The 21,284-nt window shown below is 29.3% G+C and carries 22 protein-coding genes; 12 read left to right on the top strand and 10 right to left on the bottom strand.

Going from position 1 to position 21,284, the window contains the following annotated elements; genetic code table 11:
* Nucleotides 1-31: 31 nt before the first annotated feature.
* The 7 genes from ABDX67_RS08515 (at nt 32) to ABDX67_RS08485 (ending at nt 5,959) form a co-directional block, all read left to right on the top strand.
* On the top strand, nt 32-1,006 hold the full coding sequence (locus tag ABDX67_RS08515) for a type I phosphomannose isomerase catalytic subunit (RefSeq protein ID WP_347174589.1): 975 nt from the start codon (nt 32-34) through the stop codon (nt 1,004-1,006).
* A 383-nt stretch (nt 1,007-1,389) separates the two neighbouring features.
* A complete protein-coding gene (locus ABDX67_RS08510; RefSeq protein ID WP_347174588.1) occupies nt 1,390-2,583 on the top strand; it encodes a DegT/DnrJ/EryC1/StrS family aminotransferase in 1,194 nt (397 codons plus the stop codon).
* Nucleotides 2,584-2,641: 58 nt separating this feature from the next.
* Nucleotides 2,642-3,373, top strand: coding sequence for a 3-deoxy-manno-octulosonate cytidylyltransferase (kdsB, locus tag ABDX67_RS08505; protein ID WP_347174587.1), 732 nt, complete (start codon nt 2,642-2,644; stop codon nt 3,371-3,373).
* A gap of 116 nt (nt 3,374-3,489) precedes the next feature.
* Nucleotides 3,490-4,182 carry an HAD family hydrolase gene (locus tag ABDX67_RS08500; RefSeq protein ID WP_347174586.1) on the top strand — a complete coding sequence of 231 codons (693 nt, stop codon included), beginning with the start codon at nt 3,490-3,492 and terminating at the stop codon, nt 4,180-4,182.
* 38 nt (nt 4,183-4,220) lie between these two features.
* On the top strand, nt 4,221-5,303 hold the full coding sequence (locus tag ABDX67_RS08495) for an iron-containing alcohol dehydrogenase family protein (protein ID WP_347174585.1): 1,083 nt from the start codon (nt 4,221-4,223) through the stop codon (nt 5,301-5,303).
* 62 nt (nt 5,304-5,365) lie between these two features.
* Complete coding sequence (locus tag ABDX67_RS08490) at nt 5,366-5,629, top strand: hypothetical protein (RefSeq protein ID WP_347174584.1); 264 nt, start codon at nt 5,366-5,368, stop codon at nt 5,627-5,629.
* Nucleotides 5,630-5,755: 126 nt separating this feature from the next.
* The gene (locus ABDX67_RS08485; protein WP_347174583.1) at nt 5,756-5,959 is read left to right on the top strand and encodes a hypothetical protein; all 204 of its coding nucleotides are present in this window, start codon (nt 5,756-5,758) and stop codon (nt 5,957-5,959) included.
* Nucleotides 5,960-6,002: 43 nt separating this feature from the next.
* On the opposite strand, the gene ABDX67_RS08480 is transcribed toward ABDX67_RS08485, so the two are convergent.
* The 4 genes from ABDX67_RS08480 to ABDX67_RS08465 are packed head-to-tail and all read right to left on the bottom strand — an operon-like array spanning nt 6,003 to nt 9,098.
* The gene (locus ABDX67_RS08480; RefSeq protein WP_347174582.1) at nt 6,003-6,467 is read right to left on the bottom strand and encodes a sensor of ECF-type sigma factor; all 465 of its coding nucleotides are present in this window, start codon (nt 6,465-6,467) and stop codon (nt 6,003-6,005) included.
* Complete coding sequence (locus ABDX67_RS08475; protein WP_347174581.1) at nt 6,467-7,009, bottom strand: hypothetical protein; 543 nt, start codon at nt 7,007-7,009, stop codon at nt 6,467-6,469. The genes ABDX67_RS08480 and ABDX67_RS08475 overlap by 1 nt, the downstream gene beginning before the upstream one ends.
* A 36-nt stretch (nt 7,010-7,045) precedes the next feature.
* Nucleotides 7,046-7,594 (bottom strand): RNA polymerase sigma factor, encoded by a 549-nt coding sequence (locus tag ABDX67_RS08470; RefSeq protein ID WP_347174579.1) that lies wholly within the window; start codon nt 7,592-7,594, stop codon nt 7,046-7,048.
* Between the two features lie 52 nt (nt 7,595-7,646).
* Complete coding sequence (locus tag ABDX67_RS08465) at nt 7,647-9,098, bottom strand: TonB-dependent receptor (RefSeq protein ID WP_347174577.1); 1,452 nt, start codon at nt 9,096-9,098, stop codon at nt 7,647-7,649.
* Nucleotides 9,099-9,193: 95 nt separating this feature from the next.
* Here ABDX67_RS08465 and ABDX67_RS08460 point away from each other — a divergent pair, with 95 nt between their 5' ends.
* From ABDX67_RS08460 to ABDX67_RS08440, 5 genes are all read left to right on the top strand, one after another.
* Complete coding sequence (locus tag ABDX67_RS08460) at nt 9,194-9,955, top strand: MBL fold metallo-hydrolase (protein WP_347174575.1); 762 nt, start codon at nt 9,194-9,196, stop codon at nt 9,953-9,955.
* Between the two features lie 107 nt (nt 9,956-10,062).
* Nucleotides 10,063-10,419 (top strand): hypothetical protein, encoded by a 357-nt coding sequence (locus ABDX67_RS08455; RefSeq protein WP_347174573.1) that lies wholly within the window; start codon nt 10,063-10,065, stop codon nt 10,417-10,419.
* The gene (locus ABDX67_RS08450; protein WP_347174571.1) at nt 10,420-11,229 is read left to right on the top strand and encodes a cell envelope biogenesis protein OmpA; all 810 of its coding nucleotides are present in this window, start codon (nt 10,420-10,422) and stop codon (nt 11,227-11,229) included. It abuts the gene before it with no gap.
* 19 nt (nt 11,230-11,248) lie between these two features.
* Nucleotides 11,249-11,734: a Rab family GTPase gene (locus ABDX67_RS08445; protein ID WP_347174569.1), complete on the top strand. Its 486-nt coding sequence runs from the start codon at nt 11,249-11,251 to the stop codon at nt 11,732-11,734.
* Between the two features lie 5 nt (nt 11,735-11,739).
* Nucleotides 11,740-13,278 carry an ATP-binding response regulator gene (locus tag ABDX67_RS08440; RefSeq protein ID WP_347174567.1) on the top strand — a complete coding sequence of 513 codons (1,539 nt, stop codon included), beginning with the start codon at nt 11,740-11,742 and terminating at the stop codon, nt 13,276-13,278.
* Between the two features lie 9 nt (nt 13,279-13,287).
* Here the strand turns inward: ABDX67_RS08440 and ABDX67_RS08435 are convergent, their stop codons facing one another.
* The 6 genes from ABDX67_RS08435 to ABDX67_RS08410 form a co-directional block, all read right to left on the bottom strand.
* Nucleotides 13,288-13,935 carry an alpha/beta hydrolase gene (locus ABDX67_RS08435; protein ID WP_347174565.1) on the bottom strand — a complete coding sequence of 216 codons (648 nt, stop codon included), beginning with the start codon at nt 13,933-13,935 and terminating at the stop codon, nt 13,288-13,290.
* Between the two features lie 5 nt (nt 13,936-13,940).
* Nucleotides 13,941-15,197, bottom strand: a complete 1,257-nt coding sequence (locus ABDX67_RS08430) for a dihydroorotase (protein ID WP_347174563.1) — start codon at nt 15,195-15,197, stop codon at nt 13,941-13,943.
* On the bottom strand, nt 15,194-17,152 hold the full coding sequence (locus ABDX67_RS08425; protein WP_347174561.1) for a BatA domain-containing protein: 1,959 nt from the start codon (nt 17,150-17,152) through the stop codon (nt 15,194-15,196). The genes ABDX67_RS08430 and ABDX67_RS08425 overlap by 4 nt, the downstream gene beginning before the upstream one ends.
* A 52-nt stretch (nt 17,153-17,204) precedes the next feature.
* Entirely contained in the window at nt 17,205-17,969 is a 765-nt protein-coding gene (locus ABDX67_RS08420) for a TIGR02757 family protein (RefSeq protein ID WP_347174873.1), read from the bottom strand.
* 30 nt (nt 17,970-17,999) lie between these two features.
* Nucleotides 18,000-18,659 (bottom strand): ABC transporter ATP-binding protein, encoded by a 660-nt coding sequence (locus tag ABDX67_RS08415; protein ID WP_347174560.1) that lies wholly within the window; start codon nt 18,657-18,659, stop codon nt 18,000-18,002.
* Nucleotides 18,660-18,766: 107 nt separating this feature from the next.
* Nucleotides 18,767-21,190 carry a DUF5916 domain-containing protein gene (locus tag ABDX67_RS08410; RefSeq protein WP_347174559.1) on the bottom strand — a complete coding sequence of 808 codons (2,424 nt, stop codon included), beginning with the start codon at nt 21,188-21,190 and terminating at the stop codon, nt 18,767-18,769.
* Nucleotides 21,191-21,284 lie beyond the last annotated feature (94 nt).

Genomic DNA, 21,284 nt, shown 5'->3' with positions numbered 1-21,284 from the left:
ATTTGCCTTTCATTTATCAAGATAATTTTTCATGAAAATTACACAGTTTTTAAAATTTGAACCAATCCTAAAAGAGAAAATTTGGGGTGGAGAAAAACTGATGCAATTACTTGCAAAAAAATCTAACAAAAATAATATCGGAGAAAGCTGGGAAATTTCTGATGTAGATAATGATACTTCAATTGTTGCAAACGGAAGCTTAAAAGGAACCGATTTAAAAACGCTCATTTCTCAATTTAAAGGCGAAATAGTCGGAGAAAAGAATTACTCTGTATTTGGAGAGAAATTCCCGCTTTTAATAAAATTTATAGACGCAAAAGAAGCATTAAGTATTCAATTACATCCAAATGATACATTGGCAAAAAAACGCCATAATTCTTTTGGAAAAACAGAAATGTGGTATGTTGTTCAAGCAGATAAGAATGCCAATTTAATTGTAGGCTTTAAAAAAGAAAGCAACAAACAAGAATATCTAAAGCATTTAGAAAATAAAACACTTTTAGAAATTTTAAATGTTGAAGAGGTTTCAGAAGGCGATGTGTATTATATTTCGACTGGAAGAGCGCACGCAATTGGAGCTGGAGTTTTATTGGCAGAAATTCAACAAACATCAGATATTACATATAGAATTTACGATTGGGACAGAACAGATTCTGATGGTAAAAAAAGAGATTTGCACACTGAAGAAGCATTAAATGCGATTGATTATTCTGCAGAAAAATCATACAAAACTACCTATCAAAAAGAAGAAAATATTGCATCAAAAATTATTTCTTGCCCATATTTTACTACAAATATTGTATTGGTTACTAAAGAGATTTTGGTAAATCACTCAGATAAAGATTCTTTTGTGATTTATATGTGTGTTAAAGGTGCAGTTACTTTTATTCACAATAAAAATGAAGCTATTTTAAATTTTGGAGAAACAATTTTAGTTCCTGCTTCTTTTAAGGAGTTTGTCATCAAGCCAAGTGGAAATTCAGAATTATTAGAAATTTTTATATAGTTTCCTTTAAATTTCAAGTTAAAATTATTGTATAAAAAAAGGTGCTTTAATAAAAAGCACCTAAATAAAATAATATATTTTTCTAGTTATCTCCGTTTACTTTTACGGTCGTTTCTTGTTACATAAACTGGTTGTTTCTGCATCTGTTTGTCAGGGCACAACATAAAGTAATCACAAAGAATCATCTTGATTACTTGTGTTAGTACTGTTGATATATTTTTTATAGTTTCCATCTTATCAAAGATACTTAATATAGTGCCATTTTCACCATGCCAAATACTAAATTATTTGTTAAAACCGTAGGTTGAAATAGCATGGCAATTAGACGCTTAATTACAGTATTAATTTTTTATCTTTGTTACTTCATTTTAAAATTTATAAAAATGCCAGGATTTGAATTATTTGGAGATGCAGAACGCAAAGAAGTAAACGATGTGTTAGAAAGTGGAGTTTTAATGCGTTACGGATTTGATGGTGCTAGAAACGGACATTGGAAAGCAAAAGAATTAGAAGAAGAATTACAAAATAACTTAGGCGTTAAACACGCACAATTAACAAGTAGTGGTACAACAGCTTTAAATGTTGCATTGGCAGTTTTAGGAGTTGGAGCAGGGGACGAAGTAATTATGCCAACCTTTACTTTTGTGGCTAGTTTCGAATCTATTTTAGCAGCAGGAGCAACTCCAATTTTAGTAGAAATTGACGATACATTAACTTTAGATCCTAAAGCTGTGGAAGCTGCAATTACTCCAAAAACAAAGGTTGTAATGCCAGTTCACATGTGTGGTTCTATGGCAGATTTAGATGCATTAAAAGCAATTTGCGATAAACATAATTTAATTTTATTAGAAGATGCTTGTCAAGCAATTGGAGGTTCTTATAAAGGAAAAAAGCTAGGAACTATTGGAGATGCAGGTTGTTTTTCTTTTGATTATGTAAAAACTATTACCTGTGGTGAAGGTGGAGCGATGGTTACAAATGATCCAAACCTTGCAATAAATGCAGATCATTATACAGATCACGGTCACGATCATGTTGGTAATGATAGAGGTGCAGAATCTCATCCTTTCTTAGGATACAACTTTAGAATTTCTGAATTAAATGCTGCTGTTGGTTTGGCGCAAGTTCGTCGTTTAGATGATTTTGTTGCAACGCAACGTAAAAATAAAAAAGCATTAAAAGACGCGTTAAAAACAATCCCAGAAGTTAGTTTTAGAAGAATTCCGGATGAAGCAGGAGATAGCGCAGGATTTTTATCATTCTTTATGGAAACTAAAGAATTGACTGATAAAGTAGTGAAAGCTTTTAAAGTACATGGCGTTGATGCATATTGGAATTATTACGAAAACGATTGGCATTATGTGCGTAAATGGAATCATTTAAAAGATTTAGTTTCTTTATATCCATTATCAGATCAAATCGTAAACGGAATGCAAGATTTAAACAATACTAAATTCCCTCAATCAGATGATTTAATTTCAAGAAATATTTCTTGTTTGATAAAATTATCTTGGACAGAAGAACAAGTAAACGAAAGAGCAGCGAATATGGTTGCTGCAATTAAATCAGTATTATAAATTACTGTCATTCCTGCGAAGGCAGGAATCTCATTTTTAAATATAAAATTCATAAAGAATGAAAATTATTGCAATGATTCCTGCTCGTTATGGAGCAACGCGTTTTCCAGGAAAATTAATGGCAGATTTAGGTGGTAAACCTGTAATTGTTAGAACCTATGAAGCAACTTTAGCTACCAATTTGTTTGATGATGTGTATGTGGTTACTGATAGTGAAATCATTAAAAATGAAGTGGAGAAGTTTGGCGGAAAAGCAATAATGAGTATTAAAGAACACGAATGTGGTTCTGATAGAATTGCCGAAGCTGTAGAAAATTTAGATATAGATATTGTTGTAAACGTGCAAGGAGACGAACCTTTTGTTAAGAAAGAACCTTTAGAGAAAGTCTTGGAAGTTTTTAAAGGAGAAGATGCAAAAGAAATAGATTTAGCTTCGTTAATGCAAGAAATTACAGATTGGAAAGATATTACAGACCCTAATTATGTAAAAGTAATTGTAGATGAACATGATTTCGCTCTGTACTTTTCTCGTTCGCCAATTCCGTATCCGAGAGATAAAAATGCTGGAGCTCGTTATTTTGAACATATCGGAGTGTATGCGTTTAGAAAACAAGCCATTTTAGATTTTTATCATTTACCAATGCGTTCTTTAGAAGCAACCGAAAAAATTGAATGTATTCGTTATTTAGAATATGGGAAAAAGATTAAAATGGTAGAAACAGATTTTATGGGAATTGAAATAGATACGCCAGAAGATTTGATTAAAGCACAAAAATATTTAGAAAATTAAAACTTCTCGATTATTGTCTCATCGAGCGGAGTCAAGATGTTTTTTTAAATTTAACTTCTAATGAGTTCTCGACTCCGCTCGAACAGACAAAAATATTTCTTACATAATTTTAAAAAATGTATAAAAACATACAAGTAATTGCTTTTGACGCTGACGATACGCTTTGGGTAAATGAAACGTATTTTAGAGAAGCTGAAACCAAATTCGCAAAATTATTAGCTGCTTACGAAACAGAGAATAAAATTGATCAAGAATTGTTTAAGACCGAAATTAAAAACCTATCAATTTATGGATATGGAGTAAAAGGATTCATGTTATCGATGGTAGAAAGTGCATTAGAATTATCGAATTATAAAATCAGTCAACAAAAAATAGAACAGATATTAGAAATTGGAAAAGAAATGCTTGAAAAACCAATTGAATTACTAGATGATGTTGAAAAAGTTTTAAAAGAGTTACACGGAAAATACAAATTAATTGTAGCAACAAAAGGCGATTTATTAGATCAAGAACGTAAATTAGAAAAATCAGGATTGTTAAAATATTTTCACCATATAGAAGTAATGACTGATAAAAAAGAAGTTGATTATAAAAAATTAGTTTCTCATTTAGATATTGAACCAAATCAACTATTAATGATTGGTAATTCATTAAAATCAGATATATTACCTTTAGTTAATATTGGTGCATTAGCAATTCATGTTCCGTTTCATACAACTTGGGCGCACGAAGAAGTAGCAACCAATCAACAATCAAAAACAGACTATAAAACAATAAAAAAATTATCAGATATACTTACAATTCTTTAGATTGATGTATTTTTGTGCTAATATTAAATTAATAAGCAATGAGTTTTAGAAATTTTCCAATGGTTCCTCGCGTAGTTTTTGGTAGAGGATGTTTTAATCAATTAGATGAAATATTAAGTGAAAAACGTGTGAGTGAAAAAGCACCATTTATATTTATTGTAGATGATGTTTTTAAAGGGAATGACTGGTTAATCAGTAGAATTCCGTTGCATTTTAATGATAAAATTATTTATGTAAGTGCAGAGGAAGAGCCTAAAACAAGTTATGTTGATGGTTATAGAGATGATTTAGTTGCTGAATTTGATGAAATTCCGTCTGGAATTATCGGAATTGGTGGAGGAACCATGTTAGATTATGCAAAAGCAATCGCTTTGATGTTAACTAATCCAGGAAGTTCTGCAGATTATCAAGGTTGGGATTTGGTTAAAAATCCAGGAGTGTATCATGTTGGAATTCCAACTATTTCTGGAACAGGAGCAGAGGTTTCTAGAACAACAGTTTTAACTGGTCCAGAACGTAAATTAGGAATGAATTCTGATTATACACCTTTTGATCAAGTGGTTTTAGATCCAGAATTAACAAAAGATGTAGACACAAACCAATGGTTTTACACTGGGATGGATTGTTATATTCACTGTATTGAATCGTTAACAGGAACGTTTTTAAATGCATTTAGTCAGAGTTACGGAGAAAAATCGTTGGATTTATGTAGAGAAGTGTATTTAGAAAAAGATGCACGTGATGAGGATGGTCAAGATAAATTAATGATGGCTTCTTGGCATGGAGGAATGAGTATTGCATATTCTCAAGTTGGTGTTGCACATGCAATGAGTTATGGACTTTCGTATCTTTTAGGAACAAAACATGGAATTGGTAACTGTATAGTTTTTGATCAATTAGAAGAGTTTTATCCAGAAGGAGTTGCAGAATTTAAGCAAATGGTTAAAAAACATAATATTCATATTCCTAAAGGATTGTGTAAAGATTTATCAGACGAAGAATTTGATACCATGATTAATGTTTCAATGGGAATGGTACCGCTTTGGGAAAACGCTTTAGGGAAAGATTGGCAAAAAACAATCACCAGAGAAAAATTAAGAGCGATGTATGAAAAAATGTAATATAATTATTTCATTTTAAGTCAATAATTTATAGTAAATTTGCATCCAAAATAAAGAAGATTATGGCAAGCGTAAAAAATTTAAAAAAAGATATTAATTATACTTTAGGAGATATTATCGAAGAGTGTTATATCGCTCAAATGTTAACTCCAGAAAATTCAAAGAAAACTGAAGCAATTATCGATGAAGCTATAGAGTCTTTTGATGTATTAATCGAAAAAGTACATGCAAAAGGTGTTGAAAATAAAAGAGCTCATTATAAAGCTATTAATGTTGAGTTAGAAGCTAAAGCAAATGCTTTAGTAGAAAAATTGAATAAAATTTAACGTTAATTTTTAACGTATTTTTACAAAATCATCTTTGCAAAAAGATGATTTTTTTTGTATTTTTATAAAAGTATATACTAAAAGAAAATAGTAATCGTTTAACTTAATAATACCCCAAAATTAAGTATGGCAAGAGCAATGTTTGAGTACACTAAAACAGTACTAAAAAAAGTAAGCTTTAGTGCAGATTTATTCTGTAAAGAGCTAGAAAAAGCACTAAAAAGATTGTTGCCTCATGAAGTAAATGAGTTAACAATTTGGATCAAGCAATTCACTTCAAATAAACCAGAATTATTTGTTTGTTTAGCTTTGATAGAAAATAAAAGATAAAAAAAAGGAGAACTAATTAGTTCTCCTTTTTTTATGAAATAGGTTATTTTTTATCCTTTGATTTTCGGTTTTTGTACCTTCTAAAGAGTTGTCTGTTAAAATCTCTTTCTACCATTTGTAATTTTACAATTTTCTTGTAAGAGATTACTTTTTTAAGAGCATTCTGATATCTAACATTTGTCTCATAATCTAACTTTTCTAAAGCTAACATGTCTTTTGTAAAAGCTTCAGCTTGTTTTTCAGTTAGTTTATCAACTCCGCCCAAACCATCAATCTTTTTTTTCATTTCAGCTCTTTCTACATGATATAACTGATAACGTTCTTTTTCAAACTTGTTATATACAGGCCAAAACTTAGAAGCTTCTTGTGATGTTAACGCTAATTTTTCTGTTATATAGGAAACCTTTAAGGTTTTAATTTTTTTATTGCTTCCTCTTTCTTGCGAAAATAGTGGTGTGCTTATAAGAAGCGTAAAAATTAGTGTAAATATGTAGTTTCTTTTACTCATTATGATTCTATTTCTGTTAATAATGTAACATTATCTATAGTGTTTAAATACTCTAATATATCTTCATCATTTATAGATGTATCTTCTTCTAGCACATTACTATCTTTAAAATCTGCATCAACAAAATTAACTGTTGATGATGCATTGTTTATATAACTTTGATCTAACCAATTCTCTAATTCTTCAGATGAAATTGATTCAAATGTAGTTGTATCTGTAAAGGAAAAGGAATTTAGACCGATAAAAAGCAATACACTTGCTGCTGCTGCGGCAGGAATTATTTGTAACAATCTAGATTTTAATGAAATTACTTTTACTTCTTTTTTAGGGAAATTAATTTTAGTAAATAACGAATCTTCAAAATTTTCAAAATAGTCTTTCGGAGCTGTAAAAGTATTTTCTTTAGCAAACGATTGCTCAGTTATTCTAGAAAACACTGAATCTTCTACAGAATCAAAGTAATTTTCTGGTGTAGAAAATCCACTTTTATTCTGAGTAATACTCTTAATGTGTTCTAAACTATATTTGTTTTTTGTATCCATTTAATTCTTAGACTATAAAGTCTTTAAAAGGTTTAATTAATGTGTCTTATTTTTTATATAATCTTCAATTTTTTTTACTGCATGAAAATAGGATGCTTTTAATGCACCTTCTGATGTTTCTAATATTTCTGATATTTCTTTGTATTTTAACTCATCAAAATATTTCATATTAAACACCAATTGTTGTTTTGTTGGTAGTGTTTTAATTGCTTTTTGTAATATAAGCTGAATTTTATCTCCATTAAAATGAATGTCACTATCTAAGTTTGATGTTAAACTATGTTGATAATCAGAAATATCTACATTCTTTTCTTTTGCTCTTTTGTTGATAAAACTAATTGATTCGTTTGTTGCAATTCTGTACATCCAAGAAAAAAGTTGACTTTCTTGTTTAAAGTTATCGATGCCTCTAAAAACTTTGATAAAAGTATTTTGTAAAACATCATCAGCATCATCATGTGAAACAACAATTTTACGAATATGCCAATACAAACGTGCTTTATAAGTAGTTACAAGTTTTCTAAATGCTTGCTCCTTAGTTTTTACGTTTTGTAGCTGTTCTATAAAATTTATTTCGTCTACCAACTAATTGTTTTTGTTTTAGACAATAAGAAAGTAAAAAGGTTTAAGCTAAAAATTATTTAACTGCCTTTTTTCTTTTAACATATCCAAAAAGTCTGTCTTTTTTTATCAATTCTGCAATTCCTTCTGGCAACATTTTTTCCCAACCAGCTTGACTTGTGCTAATCATTTTTAAAACTCTTCTAGAAAATATATGTAGTATTTCTGGATCGTAATCTTTTATGTCTATCAGTTTTCCGTTGTGTTTAAAGAACTTGTATAGTTCTTTCATTCTTGGATGCACTTTTAGATTTTCGCTCGTAATATATTCTCCAGATTCTTCATCTTTATACGGATACATATATACTTTTAAATCTCTATAAAAAAGTTTGCCAAAAGCTTCTAAAATTCCACCACTAACATTGCGATAATACTTTTCGTCAAAAATCTGAATTAGATTATAAACGCCCATAGCCAATGCCATTCTTTCTTTTGTAAACTCACTAAAATATTCTACTAATTTATAATATTCTTGAAAATTGGTAATCATTACATTCTGACCAAGAGAACATAATAATTCTGCTCTGTCTAAGAAATCTCGTTCATTAATTTCTCCTTCTGCTCTTAAATTAGCTAATGTAATTTCAAAAATAATTTGTGAGTTTTTTGGATCTACTTTACGTTCACTAAAAAAGAGCTCTTTAGATTTTTCGTACATATCCATATTTACTTTGGTAACCGGTCTAAAGCTGCCACGCAAAGCCAAAATATTCTTTTTATATAAAACTTGTGCGGGTAATAAATTATGACCTTCAGAATCAAACATTACGGCATTTGTCATTCCATTTCTTACCAATTGTAAACTCATCAAACGATTGTCAACATACATAAAACGCGGTCCAGAGAAATTAATCATGTCAATTTCTAACTGATCTTTATTTAAGTTGTCATAAAATGATTTTACCAATTCCTTCGGATTATCGTTCATGTAAAACGCACCGTAAATTAGATTTACTCCTAAAATACCTAACGTTTCTTGTTGTAAACGCGCATCAGTTTCTTTAAAACGCAAATGCAAAACAATTTCATTATAATCTTCTAAAGGATCTAGCTGAAAACGAACTCCAACCCAACCATGGCCTTTAAATTTTTTACTAAAATTTATCGTTGCAACTGTATTTGCGTAACTAAAAAATAATTTATCAGGATGTTTTTTTCTGCTCAAGCGTTCTTCCATCAACTCAATTTCATGAGAAAGCATGGTTTTTAACCTTGGTTCAGTTACATATCTATTGTCAGATTCAACTCCGTAAATGGCATCAGAAAAATCTTTATCATATGCACTCATTGCTTTTGCAATAGTTCCTGATGCTCCACCAGCTCTAAAAAAATTACGCACTGTTTCTTGTCCAGCACCAATTTCTGCAAATGTTCCATAAATATGTGCATTTAAATTAACACGCAACGATTTGCTTTTTGTTGATGGTACTGCGGTAATTTTTTGATCTCCTTTTAACGTAATTCCCATTGATAAAGTTTTATATAACAAATGTAGTGAAATTAAGCTTTTCTAGTCAAATTTTATCTTATTTTTGTGCGTATATTGAACACTTTTTATCGTTTATGAAAATTACTTTTTTAGGTACAGGAACTTCTCAAGGAATACCAATGATAGCAAATAATCATCCGGTTTGTTTGTCTAAAAACATAAAAGATAAACGATTGCGCTCATCAATTATGGTTTCTTGGAACAATGTAAATTATATTGTGGATTGTAGTCCAGACTTTAGAACACAAATGTTACGAGAAAATGTACAAAGCATTAATGGAATTTTATTTACACATGAACATTCTGATCATACAGCAGGTTTTGATGATATAAGACCGTTTAGTTATCAAATTGGAGAAGTGCCAATTTATGTTGATAAAAGGACTTTAAAAAGTTTAGAACAACGATTTGAATACATTTTTACTACAGAAAATAGATATCCTGGAGCAGCAAAAGTTGCTGTAAATATTATTGACGACACATCTTTTTATTTAGATGGAGTAGAAGTTACGCCAATAGAAGTTTTACACGGAAGATTGCCAGTAACCTGTTACCGATTTGGAAACTTTGCTTATTTAACTGATGTAAAAACAATTTCTGACACAGAAAAAGAAAAACTAAAGGGTGTAAAAGTTTTGGTAGTAAATGCTTTACGACAAGAATCGCACCCAACACATTTTAACTTAAAAGATGCTTTAGAGTTTGTAAAGGAAATTAATCCACAACGCGCTTATTTTTCTCATATCAGCCATAAATTAGGTTTTCATGATGAAGTTGAAAAAACATTACCAAAGAATGTGTTTTTAGCTTATGATGGTTTAAAAATAAGTATTTAGGTTCTTGTAAACTGATTTTTAATGTATATTTGTATATATAGCTCATGTTTTCTGAGCTTTAGTTAATACTTTAAAAAAAAATAAACATTAATTCAATCTTAAAATTTATGGCAAAAAATGCTGAACAAAATAACGAGGCAGTAGAAAAACAACAAATAGTTGATAATAGAATTGCAGCAGTTAGGGACCTTATATTTGGTGAGAATATTCAACAATATGATACTGAATTTGCAGATGTTTTTGAAAAAATAAAATCATTAGAAGAACAAACTACCAAAAATTTAGCAAAATCTGTTTCAGATCTTGAAAATAAATTAGCAGATTTAGAAAGCTTAGTTGATCATAAATTTCAAGACTTAAATGACGATTTAGACAAAAGACTTGCAGATTTAGATGATGAAAAAGTAGATAGAGTAAAACTAGGTAAAGCTTTAGAAAAAATTGCACAGATGCTGCAAGAATAGATGAAAGAAACGACTGTAGATAATAAAGATAATCGTTTTGAGTTGCTCAAAGAACTTCTACTAGCTGAAGATCGAAAAGATTTTAACGTTTTAAAAGAAGAATTTATTGAACGTGAAAAATTTTCAAAAAAAGTTAATCCAATTGTAGATGATAAAATAGAAGATTTAAAAGAAAATTTTCCTACCTATTTTGGAGAGACTATTACTGAAACTATTAAAGTTCAAATTAAAGAGTCTCAAGACGAAGTTGTAGAGGCACTTTACCCTATTATGGGTAAGTTAGTCAAGAAATTTATTGTTGCAGAAATTACAAAATTATCAGATAGTATTAACGAGACTATTAAAAACAAATTTTCACTTACTCAGATTATAAAACGTTCATTTAAAGGTAAAAAGACTGCTTCTGAAGTTGTTTTACAAGAAGTTTTTGAACCAATTATAGAAGAAGTTTTTGTAATTGAAAAAGAGTCAGGATTGCTTGCAGGTAGTTATTCTAGAGGTCATATTGCAGATAAAGATATGATTTCTGGTATGTTAACTGCCATTAAATCTTTTGCAGAAGACGCATTTTCTAAAGAAGGACAAAATTTAGAAGATATTAAATTTGAAACCTTTCAACTTTCTATTCAAAATTATAAATCAATTTATATAGCTACTGCTACATCTGGAGTAATAAACTCTAATTTTAAAGATAAACTTCTAGACAATATTAATACTCTTGCAGAAGTAATTTTAAGAGATAGAAGCTATCTTTCCAATGAAGAAAAATTAAATAAAATAATACATAAAACTCTTATTAAAACTGAGTAGTGTTAATGAATCCATATTAATGATTTCAAAAAAAGTTTTATTAGTTGGTAATTTTGGAGTAGGAAAAACTTCATTAATTAGAAGATTTGTACTGAACGAATTTTCGGAAGATTATATAAGCACAATTGGTGTAAGAGTTAGTTCTAAAATTGTTGAATTAAAAGGAGAGCAAATTAAACTATTAATTTGGGATGTTGCTGGTACAAGTGGTAACAAAAAAATACCAAAAGCTTATTTTTTAGGATCTAGTGCTGCAATGTATGTGTTTGATTTGTCTAGAGAAGAAACCTATATTAATTTAAAGAGCCAAGTAGAAAGTGTAAAAGAACTTTCTGGGTTAAAAAATATTATGGTTGTTGGTAATAAAAAAGATTTATTGACTTCTGATGAAATCAAACAAATTAGACAAGAGATTTCTATTACTGTAGACCTAATTACAAGTGCAAAAGAAGATGAAAATGTAGAAGATGCATTTATAGAATTAGCAAATAAATCCATAAAATAGATAATTTGATTTCCTCTAAAATAGAAAAAGTTTTTATTGATTTAATAACAACTCACCAAGGAGTTGTTAGTCAGATTGTTGCAGGAAAATTTATAGATAAAGAGTTTGCAATAAATCAATCTATTTATCAAGTTTGTCCTTTTTTAGAAGGTACTTTAGATGCTTTAATAGTTAACGAGCCCTTTATGATTGAAGGAATGTTAATTGTTTCTGATGATATTGAGTATAATGTTGATGTAGAGATGTTTAAAACAGATACTGAGGTTTCTGTTTTGATACACAATAGAACCAATGTTTATAAATATGCTGAAGAACTCAACCAAAATAGAAACGATCTTTTTTTCTTAAAAAGAGAACTTAATGAAAAAAATATTGAACTAGATAGACTTCGAAAAATTGCCGATAAAGCGAATAAAGAAAAGTCACGATTTTTAGCAATGATGAGTCATGAAGTTAGAAATCCCTTAAACGTAATTCTTGGTTATACCGAATTAATTAATAAAGAAAAAACTTCTAATGAAATAGAAGAGTATTTAAAAAATTTAACCATTTCTGGTAAAAATTTAAAAGTAATTGTTGATGATATTCTTGATTTATCGAGAGTAGAAGCAGGAAAATTACAATTAAGTAATTCAGCCGTAAATTTAAAACAATTAGTAGATCAACTTCGCAACAACTACAAAAGCAGCCATGCAGATATTGATATTGAATTAAATTTTAATTGCTCACCAAAATTACCAAAATTTATTTCTGGAGACGAAGTTAGAATTTATCAAGTACTAACTAATTTAATTAATAACTCTATAAAATTTACTCAAAAAGGGACAGTTACAACGAATGTTGATGTGATTTCTTTGAATGATAAAGATGTGAGAATTTCTTTTACTGTAATTGATACAGGAAGAGGAATGTCTGAACAACAAGCTGCTACAATTTTTGAAGAATATCAGCAAAATGAAATTGATGATAATAGAATTCATAAAGGAGCTGGTTTGGGCTTGTCTATTGTAAAGCATTTGGTTGCAGCAATGAATGGATCAATTACAGTAAGTAGTAAAATTAATGTTGGTACTACTTTTCTTGTTGAAATTCCTTTTCAAATTGTTACTTCAGTAAGTGTTGAGGAAAATTTATCAAAAAAAATCACTGAGAAAAATTATATTAAAGACAGTAAAATTTTAGTTGCTGATGATAATTATTTGAATAGAGCAATTGTAGCGCATATTCTTAACAAAGAGCATGCTAATTTTACTATGGTAAAAGATGGAGTAGAAGCGCTTATTGAATTACAAAAGAAAACTTTTGACATAGTACTGCTAGATATAAATATGCCAAATCTTACAGGAGATAATTTAATAATTCAGAAAGAAGTCTATCATGAAAAAAACTCAGAAACACCATTTTTGGCACTAACAGCCAATAGTACCAAAGAAGATATAGAAGGTTATTTTAAAATTGGTTTTGTAGATGTTATACCAAAACCATTTACAAGTGTTCAATTTATTGAGCTATTGAACAAAAATTTAAAACCTAAGACTTCTTAAAATCAAATTTTACAAACGCTCTTCAATCCACTTTTTAAAACTGTAGAAGTTTTGTGGTGCAACTCCGTGTCCAACTGGATATTCAGAATACACATTTTTCAACTTATTTGCATTTAAATAAATGGGTGCTTTTCTTGCCCAATCAACAGGTAAAACCTGATCTACTGTTCCGTGAGAAATATAATAATCTGTAGTAATATTTAAATCAGAAACCGAAGCAGGAACTAATTCTGTGTTGATGTAACCACTCAATGCAATAACGTGATTTACTTTATTCGGAAAATTCAAACTCAACGCATAACTTAAAATGGCACCTTGACTAAATCCTAATAGAAAAGTATTATTTAAATCTGATTGATAAGTTGCTTTTATATAATCAATAAAGTTAGCAATTTTGGTTAAAGATTGTCTTGCTTCGTCTAAATTAGAGAACTTCTCGTTATTTGCATCTAATGTGATTTCGTACCAAGAAAAACCTCCAAAATTCATGTCAAAAGGCGCTCTTGCGCTTACAATTAATAATTCGTCTGGCAATTCTGACGCGAATGAAAATAAATCTTCTTCGTTGCTTCCGTAACCGTGTAATAAAATTAATAAAGGCGGATTTTCTTGTTCAGTTTTTGGTTGGCGAACAATATAATGTAATTCTGATTTCATAAAATTTAATGGATAACTAATTTGTTGTTTGCAAAGATTCCGTAAGCTTTTCCGATTAGTTTTTTTTCTAAAAACGCTGAGTTTTTAGATGTTGATAAGATGTTTTCTTTAGCAAACGTATAATTTAATTCAGGATTGAATAAACTAATTTCTGCTTTTTCGCCAACTGCGATAGAAATAGTTTCTAAATCAAATATGGCACGAGGTTTTGTAGTTAAAGACTCAATGCTTTCTTCTAAAGTTAAAACCGAATTTACTGCGCCAAAACAACTTTCTAAACCGATTGTTCCATCTTTAGCTGCGCTAAATTCTACTTTTTTATGTTCGATATCTATTGGATTGTGATCAGAAGTAATGATATCGATAATTCCATCTTTTACAGCTTTAATTAAAGCTTTGCAATCTTTTTGAGTTCGTAAAGGCGGCGTAACTTTTACATTGCTGTCAAATCCGTGTAGTTCGTCATCAGTTAAAGTTAAATGATGTGCGCTAACGCTGCACGTGACTTGTAAACCTTTCTTTTTTGCGTCTTTAATTAGTTTTACAGAATCTGCTGTAGAGATGGTAGGAATATGTAATTTTCCGCCAGTATATTCTAATAAGAATAAATCTCTTGCAATTTGTAAGTGTTCTGCTAACGCAGGAATTCCTTTTAATCCTAATTTTGTACTGTTGTTGCCTTCGTTTGCTAAACCTTCGGCTGCAATTGAATTGTTATTCGGAAAATTGATGATTAATCCGTCAAAATTTTGAGCGTACAATAAAGCAACTTTCATTAAATTGTCATTGGCTATTGATTTATTATAATCTCCAAAAGCAACGGCGCCAGATTGTTGCATGTCGTACAATTCTGCCATTTCTTTTCCTTCACTTTTCTGAGTTAAGGAAGCAATTGGAAATAATGTTGTAGCATATCCTTTTCCTTTGTTGATTAAAAATTCAACAGCAGATTTATTGTCAATAAACGGATTGGTATTTGAGTTGATTGCAACGGTTGTAAAACCACTTTTTGCCGCTGTTTGCAAACCGTTTGCAATGGTTTCTCTTTCCTCAAAACCTGGTTCTCCGAATGAAACACTTGTGTCAAACCATCCACAGGAAACATGTAGGTTTTCTAAATTTACAACGGAGTAATTTGGTTTTGTTGGAATTGAATTTGCGATTTTTTTAATTACACCATCGGTAATTAAAATGTCTTTTTTTTGATTATTGAATTGACTGCTAGCGTCTATTATAGTAGCTGATTTTAGGAGCGTACTCATGGTTTGAAGAATTTTAAAATCAATATTTCAAAGATCAAAGATACAATAGCTAATGCTAAAAACCATTTCCAAAGCCAAGTAACTTTATTTTTCTCTGTATTTTTCTGTAAAACTGCAGCAATAGATTCTGAATATTGTAGGTTTTCGTTGCCTTTTATTTCTTCTTTGATATTTAAAAAAGTCAACTCACTTTCTGATTTATTATAGTTAAAAGCAATAGTTTCGATAGTAACATTGTCTTTGTTTACCGTATATAAACCTTGCTTTTCTGGATTGTCAGTAGTTTCTAAAGTAACCTTTGTTGAGTATAATTGTTGAAGCGGAATAAATGAATTTACATTGTCTTTTATTGTTAAAACTTCATCTTTCTTTAAAACGGTTGCAACGTCAATTAAATTTGTTTCTCCAATTGTATAATAAGGTTTTGGATATTTTGCACTGAACTTACCAAAGTTGTAAAAAACAGGAACTACTAACGGAGAATTTATAAAGTTGCTGGTATTAGTATTTAAAGCACTTGCAAACCAAAATACATTTCCGTTTTTAATAGAAATTTGATTGATAAAGTCTTGTTGATTTTCAAAATTCAATAAACTGGAAGCCTGTTTAAAACGAGAAGTGTAATAATTTTTTACAATTGGATATTGAAAATTTTGAACATCTTTAGAAAACACATTTCTAAAAAACGGATTTTTAAAGTTGATGTTGGTGATTTTTAATGAGTCGCTTATTTTGTTAAAAATGTTGCCAATTTGAATGTTGCTAAAAAATGAATTGTAAGAATTGATGTTTAAATTTTCATTAGGAATTACCACCAAACTTTTTCCTTCTTTTAAATGTGTTTGCAAAAAAGTTCTTAAAGATGTTGGCAATTCTTCCAATTCATTTAAGATAATAAGTTCTTGTTTTTCCAACACATTATAGTTGCTATTTTGCAAAGAACTTGAGCTAAAATTGAACTCGTTTTTTGTGTAAATTTTTGATAAGAATTGATGGTTTTTTCCGATGCTAAAAACGTTGATTTTTTTAGTTGAATTTGTAGTAAAATAAAACGTGTTATCGAAGCTGAAAACATCATCAAAATCGAGAGTGATTTTTCCATTAATTTTCGTTAGATTTTGAATAGGAAAAGAGATGCTTTTTATTTCATTTTCATTGATAGAAAAAGTTTGCTTTGAAACAACAGATTCGTTGTTATAAAGTGCAATGGAAATATTGTTTTTTAAAGCACCTTGATTTTTTATGAGAACAGTTACTGTAAAATTGTTGTCATTTTGATTGTCTATAAAAAGACTATCAATAGAAATATTGTTTTTTTGTGCCAAATTAAGTTTTATAAAAGAAATGGGCGATGTTACATTTGTAAAATTGATTTTTTTATTTTTACTATTAATTTGAAAATCAGATACTAATATTGATTTATATAAAGTATTTATTCTATTTGACTTAAAACTTTCAATTTTTAACAAAACTTCTTCTAAACTTCTATATTGCGCATTAGGTTTTACGTTTAGTAATGTTTTTTTAAGCTCGTTTGAGTTTATATTTTCATAGAAATCAGAATTTGTAAGCAAACTATACGATTCGTTTTCTGAACTATTTTCTATAATTTCTTTAATAGCATTTTGTAATAAATCACCTTTTTCTCCTTTGGCATTTAAACTCAAAGAAGTATCTAAATAAATAAAAGTATGTTGGTTTTTTTCTGCTTTTTTATCACTAAAATACGGTTGTGAAAAGGCAATAATAATTGCAGAAAAAAGTAAAATTCTAGAAGCTAAAATGAGCCATTTTTTTAGCTTAGAACTTTTGCGAGTTTGTAGTATTAATTTTTGTAAAAATGCAACGTTTGTAAAAGGTGTTTTTTTGAATTTTTGCAATTGAAATAAATGCACTAAAATTGGGATGATGATAAACCCTAAAAAGTATAAAATTTCTGGATGTTTAAATTGCATGTGCTGTTATTAGTTTTCAAATATAAGTAAACTAAACTTACTTTTTAATGAATTAAAATTTCTCAAAAACGCCTAAACCAAATAATGCAAAATCGTATTTTGAAGGATCATTTTTATCTAGAATACGTAAACTATTATCTAGTTCAATTACAGCTTTCCAATCGTTTTGTTTTCTTTTTAGCAAACCTAATTTACGCGCAACGTTTCCAGAATGTACATCAATCGGACAAGAAATGTTTGCTGGATTATGTGTTTTCCAAACTCCAAAGTCAACTCCACAAGCATCATTTCTAACCATCCAACGTAAAAACATATTGATTCTTTTTGCTGCCGAACCTTTTAAAGGATCAGAAATGTGTTTTTGTGTTCTTTGTTGATGAGGAATTTCAAAAAACAACGTTTTAAAATTTGAAATTGCTGTTCTATAATTCTTTGTATTATCTTTAATAGCAAGTGATTGCTCGAGCCCGTTGTGGTTTTGATACATATGTTGCAAAGATTTTATAAACTGAATTGCATCCACCGAATTAAACGTTCTATGAACAAAATTTTGAAACCGTTCTAAATCTGATTCTTGATGATTTATAATAAAATCGTACGGAGAATTATCTAACAATTCCATTAGCTTATTGGAGTTGTTGATAATCATTTTCCGATTTCCCCAAGCAATAGTTGCTGTTAAAAATCCTGCAATTTCAATATCTTCTTTTTTAGAAAACTGATGTGGAATTTGAATTGGGTCAGACTCAATAAACTTCGGATTGTTGTATAAAACTACTTTCTCGTCTAAAAAAACTTTTAAATCAGCTTTGTTTATTGGCATTTTATGGAATTAAAATAAGTGTTCTTAAATAATTACACCATCTTTCATTGTTAACGTTCTGTCTGCCATTGCAGCTAATTCTTCGTTGTGTGTTACTAAAACAAAGGTTTGGTTGAATTGATCTCTTAACTGAAAAAAAAGTTCGTGTAAATTTTGTGCAGAAGTAGAATCTAAATTTCCACTTGGTTCGTCAGCTAAAATTACAGACGGATTATTAATTAACGCCCTTGCAACTGCAACACGTTGTTGTTCTCCTCCAGAAAGTTGATTTGGTTTGTGATGATATCGATCTTCTAAACCTAAAAAGTCTAAGATTTCTTTGGCTTTTTTCTCGGTTTCTTTCTTTTCTTTTTTTGCAATAAATGCAGGAATGCAAACATTTTCTAACGCTGTAAACTCTGGTAATAATTGATGAAATTGAAATATAAAACCGATGTGTTGATTTCTAAATTTAGAAATTTTATTGTCAGATATTTCTTTCAAAGAAGTTGCATTTAAAATCAATTCGTAATCAACATCAGGTTGTGGTTTGTCTAACGTTCCGATGATTTGTAATAAAGTTGTTTTCCCTGCTCCAGACGGACCAACAATAGCAACAACTTCGCCTTTTTTTATGTGTAAATCTACACCTTTTAAAACGTTAACGTTACCGTAAGATTTATGTATGTTTTTAGCAATTATCATAGTTATATATCAATACAACGAAAGTATTAAAAATAAGTTATATAAAAACAGAAAAGACCTTGAAGCTTTTATACAACAAGATCTTTTTATAATATATTTAATGGAATCTAAAATATATTTTTTAGTTTGTTGTAATCTATATAATAAACAAATCGTAATGAAAACACATTTTGATTTGGTTGCTCAAATAAATTATCTAAATTTTTAAAGAAATCTAAACTCGAATTAGAATCTTGATTAAAAATTGTATTACGATATAACGCAATTAACTGACTTCCAGGAGCAAATTGCCAGATGTAATTTAAATCTAAATTCCAGCTATTAAAATTTACATCGCTACCGTTATTGTATGTTTCTGGAGATAAACTTCCGTCAGTATTTAATTTAAAGTAGCTATTTGTATAATCTACAGAACTCCAATAATGTCTAAATGATAATGATAAAGAAGATTTTGTACTGAAATTATATCTACCAGAAACGGAGTTTACATAACTTTTTCTATCTCTATTTCCAAAAATAATATCTGTTCCAACTTGATCTACATACCCTTTATCATTTACGGTTTTGTTATAGTTAAAATTGTAATTTAAAGAAAATTGATTGCTAAAACGGTAACGTGGACTTATGCCAAAACCAAACCCGTTCTTAGGATCTTTAGAATATGTTGAATAAAATAGGTTCATATTTAAGCCAAATTTTTTCTGAGAATTGGTGTTGAACCAAGAGTTGAAATTTAATCTTTCTGGTCTAGAATAAAAAACACCACTTGTGTTTCCTTGTCTTGGTTCGTTAAAATCTTTACTTTCAGACCCATAGTTTAAATTGGCACCAAAATTAAATCGATTTTTAGTTTCTGCATTAAAGTTTAATCCCGCTTGATAACCTGTGTAAATTCCAGATTTATATTGGTATTGTAAATTATTATAAAAATTAAAATTATATCGATTAAAAATCCCTTCTGGTTTTAAAGTTCTAAAACCTACGTTACCATAAATTTGTTGTTCGTTATTACTGAATAAAATCCCCATATCATTTGGATTGAAATTTTCGTCTTCAAAATTATATCCGATTTCCCAATTCCATTTTCCAGCATTTTTTCCAAAACTAGTATCAAAAGTATATCCAGTATTTGGGTTGTTAACATCATCAAATATGTTGCTCATTTTTACAGAACCATCTACATTGTATTTGCTATCTTTTGTTTCTATATGCCAAAGTAAACCAGTGGTATTTGCATCTCTAAAATCTCCACTTCTTGTTACATTAGTATTTATTAATGTGATAGCAGAATTTTGATTAAACTGCTTGTCAACTACTAAAATATTGTAGTTTGAAAACGGACTAGTTTCAACTTTTCTAGTTGTGCCATTACTGTTGTCTCTAATTGTTGCTTCTGTTTTTCCTGTAATTGCGTTAAAAAAACCTATTCCTAAACCATTTTTTGTTCTTCCAGAAATTTTAATAGCATTTAACATGGTTACTTTTTCTGGATAGTCTATAATTTCTTCATTCGCATTTAATTGACTTGCAACATTAAATTGATCTATTGGATAACTACCAATTCTTCTAGAATAAAACAATCTTCCTTTGTTAAAAAGTTCTGTTCCTTCGGTAAAAAATTGTCTTTGTTCGGCAAATTGTTGCTCAAATGGACCTAAATTTAATTCGACATTATCAAAGCCAGCTTGACTGAAATCTGGAATTAAAGTTGCGTCTAAAGTAAAGTTCTCCGACAATCCATATTTTAAATCCAATCCAACACTCCAATCATTTGTAGAAGTTCCATTATAAGATTCTGTAATCGCAGAAGCATAAGGATACAATCCTAATCGAGTAGGAGGTTTAATATCTTTAAAATTTTCTACCAAACCATCATGTTGTGTCCATCTTCCAACTGCATTATCAATATGTGTCCAAGTATGTTGTTCGTTTAATCTCTCTAATCTTCTGTGAAAATTAAATCCCCAATGTTGTATTGGAGTATTTGCAAAACGCAAAGCAGAATATGGAATTTTCATTTCTACAGCCCAACCTTTATCATTTATTTTTGCTGCACTTTGCCAAACAGCGCTCCAGTTAAAATCTTCTCGTCCATTTGAAACTTTAGAATCACCTTGGTTACCAGTACTTTGCACAACAAATTCAAAAGGGTTTTGACCATCATCATTTGGATTTATAGTTGCTAAAAAGAAATCTGCTTGGCTAAAATTATCTCTTGTAGCAAATTGCATTGGAATCTTATCTGGATTTGGATCATGCATCATTGCAGAAATATAAATTGCATCATCATTATAAATTACTTTAACCGTTGTTTGATACTCTTTAGAAACAACTTTACCATTTTCTGGTCTAAAGACAATAAAATCTGTTGCATTTTCTGTGTTTTTCCAGGCATCATCATTTAGAATACCATCAATTTTAGGTGGAGTTGTAATTCTTGTTGCAGCTATTTTTTTTCGATCAGTTTTTTCTTGTGAGAATGTTACTTGAAAAGTTAGCAGAAATAGTAGTGAGATTGCTCGTAATTTCATTTGTTTTTGTTTTTGTTTTTTTGATTGATTACTGTAAAGACTTCTTAAAAAATAAAATGTCACAGTTTGGTTTGTTAATTAAATCTTAAAATGA

The sequence above is a fragment of the Polaribacter uvawellassae genome (assembly GCF_039748955.1).
Lineage (GTDB): Bacteria > Bacteroidota > Bacteroidia > Flavobacteriales > Flavobacteriaceae > Polaribacter > Polaribacter uvawellassae.
Note: the sequence above shows the minus strand (reverse complement) of the source record. Positions and strands in the feature narration are given on the sequence as shown.

Excerpts from the sequence above, each read along its gene's own strand:
- ABDX67_RS08415 (WP_347174560.1), bottom strand. The coding sequence starts at position 18,659 with ATGATAATTGCTAAAAACATACATAAATCTTACGGTAACGTTAACGTT.
- ABDX67_RS08485 (WP_347174583.1), top strand. The coding sequence starts at position 5,756 with ATGGCAAGAGCAATGTTTGAGTACACTAAAACAGTACTAAAAAAAGTA.
- ABDX67_RS08450 (WP_347174571.1), top strand. The coding sequence starts at position 10,420 with ATGAAAGAAACGACTGTAGATAATAAAGATAATCGTTTTGAGTTGCTC.
- ABDX67_RS08425 (WP_347174561.1), bottom strand. The coding sequence starts at position 17,152 with ATGCAATTTAAACATCCAGAAATTTTATACTTTTTAGGGTTTATCATC.
- ABDX67_RS08435 (WP_347174565.1), bottom strand. The coding sequence starts at position 13,935 with ATGAAATCAGAATTACATTATATTGTTCGCCAACCAAAAACTGAACAA.
- ABDX67_RS08460 (WP_347174575.1), top strand. The coding sequence starts at position 9,194 with ATGAAAATTACTTTTTTAGGTACAGGAACTTCTCAAGGAATACCAATG.
- kdsB (WP_347174587.1), top strand. The coding sequence starts at position 2,642 with ATGAAAATTATTGCAATGATTCCTGCTCGTTATGGAGCAACGCGTTTT.
- ABDX67_RS08475 (WP_347174581.1), bottom strand. The coding sequence starts at position 7,009 with ATGGATACAAAAAACAAATATAGTTTAGAACACATTAAGAGTATTACT.
- ABDX67_RS08455 (WP_347174573.1), top strand. The coding sequence starts at position 10,063 with ATGGCAAAAAATGCTGAACAAAATAACGAGGCAGTAGAAAAACAACAA.
- ABDX67_RS08430 (WP_347174563.1), bottom strand. The coding sequence starts at position 15,197 with ATGAGTACGCTCCTAAAATCAGCTACTATAATAGACGCTAGCAGTCAA.
- ABDX67_RS08495 (WP_347174585.1), top strand. The coding sequence starts at position 4,221 with ATGAGTTTTAGAAATTTTCCAATGGTTCCTCGCGTAGTTTTTGGTAGA.
- ABDX67_RS08410 (WP_347174559.1), bottom strand. The coding sequence starts at position 21,190 with ATGAAATTACGAGCAATCTCACTACTATTTCTGCTAACTTTTCAAGTA.
- ABDX67_RS08500 (WP_347174586.1), top strand. The coding sequence starts at position 3,490 with ATGTATAAAAACATACAAGTAATTGCTTTTGACGCTGACGATACGCTT.
- ABDX67_RS08490 (WP_347174584.1), top strand. The coding sequence starts at position 5,366 with ATGGCAAGCGTAAAAAATTTAAAAAAAGATATTAATTATACTTTAGGA.
- ABDX67_RS08480 (WP_347174582.1), bottom strand. The coding sequence starts at position 6,467 with ATGAGTAAAAGAAACTACATATTTACACTAATTTTTACGCTTCTTATA.
- ABDX67_RS08515 (WP_347174589.1), top strand. The coding sequence starts at position 32 with ATGAAAATTACACAGTTTTTAAAATTTGAACCAATCCTAAAAGAGAAA.
- ABDX67_RS08510 (WP_347174588.1), top strand. The coding sequence starts at position 1,390 with ATGCCAGGATTTGAATTATTTGGAGATGCAGAACGCAAAGAAGTAAAC.
- ABDX67_RS08465 (WP_347174577.1), bottom strand. The coding sequence starts at position 9,098 with ATGGGAATTACGTTAAAAGGAGATCAAAAAATTACCGCAGTACCATCA.
- ABDX67_RS08445 (WP_347174569.1), top strand. The coding sequence starts at position 11,249 with ATGATTTCAAAAAAAGTTTTATTAGTTGGTAATTTTGGAGTAGGAAAA.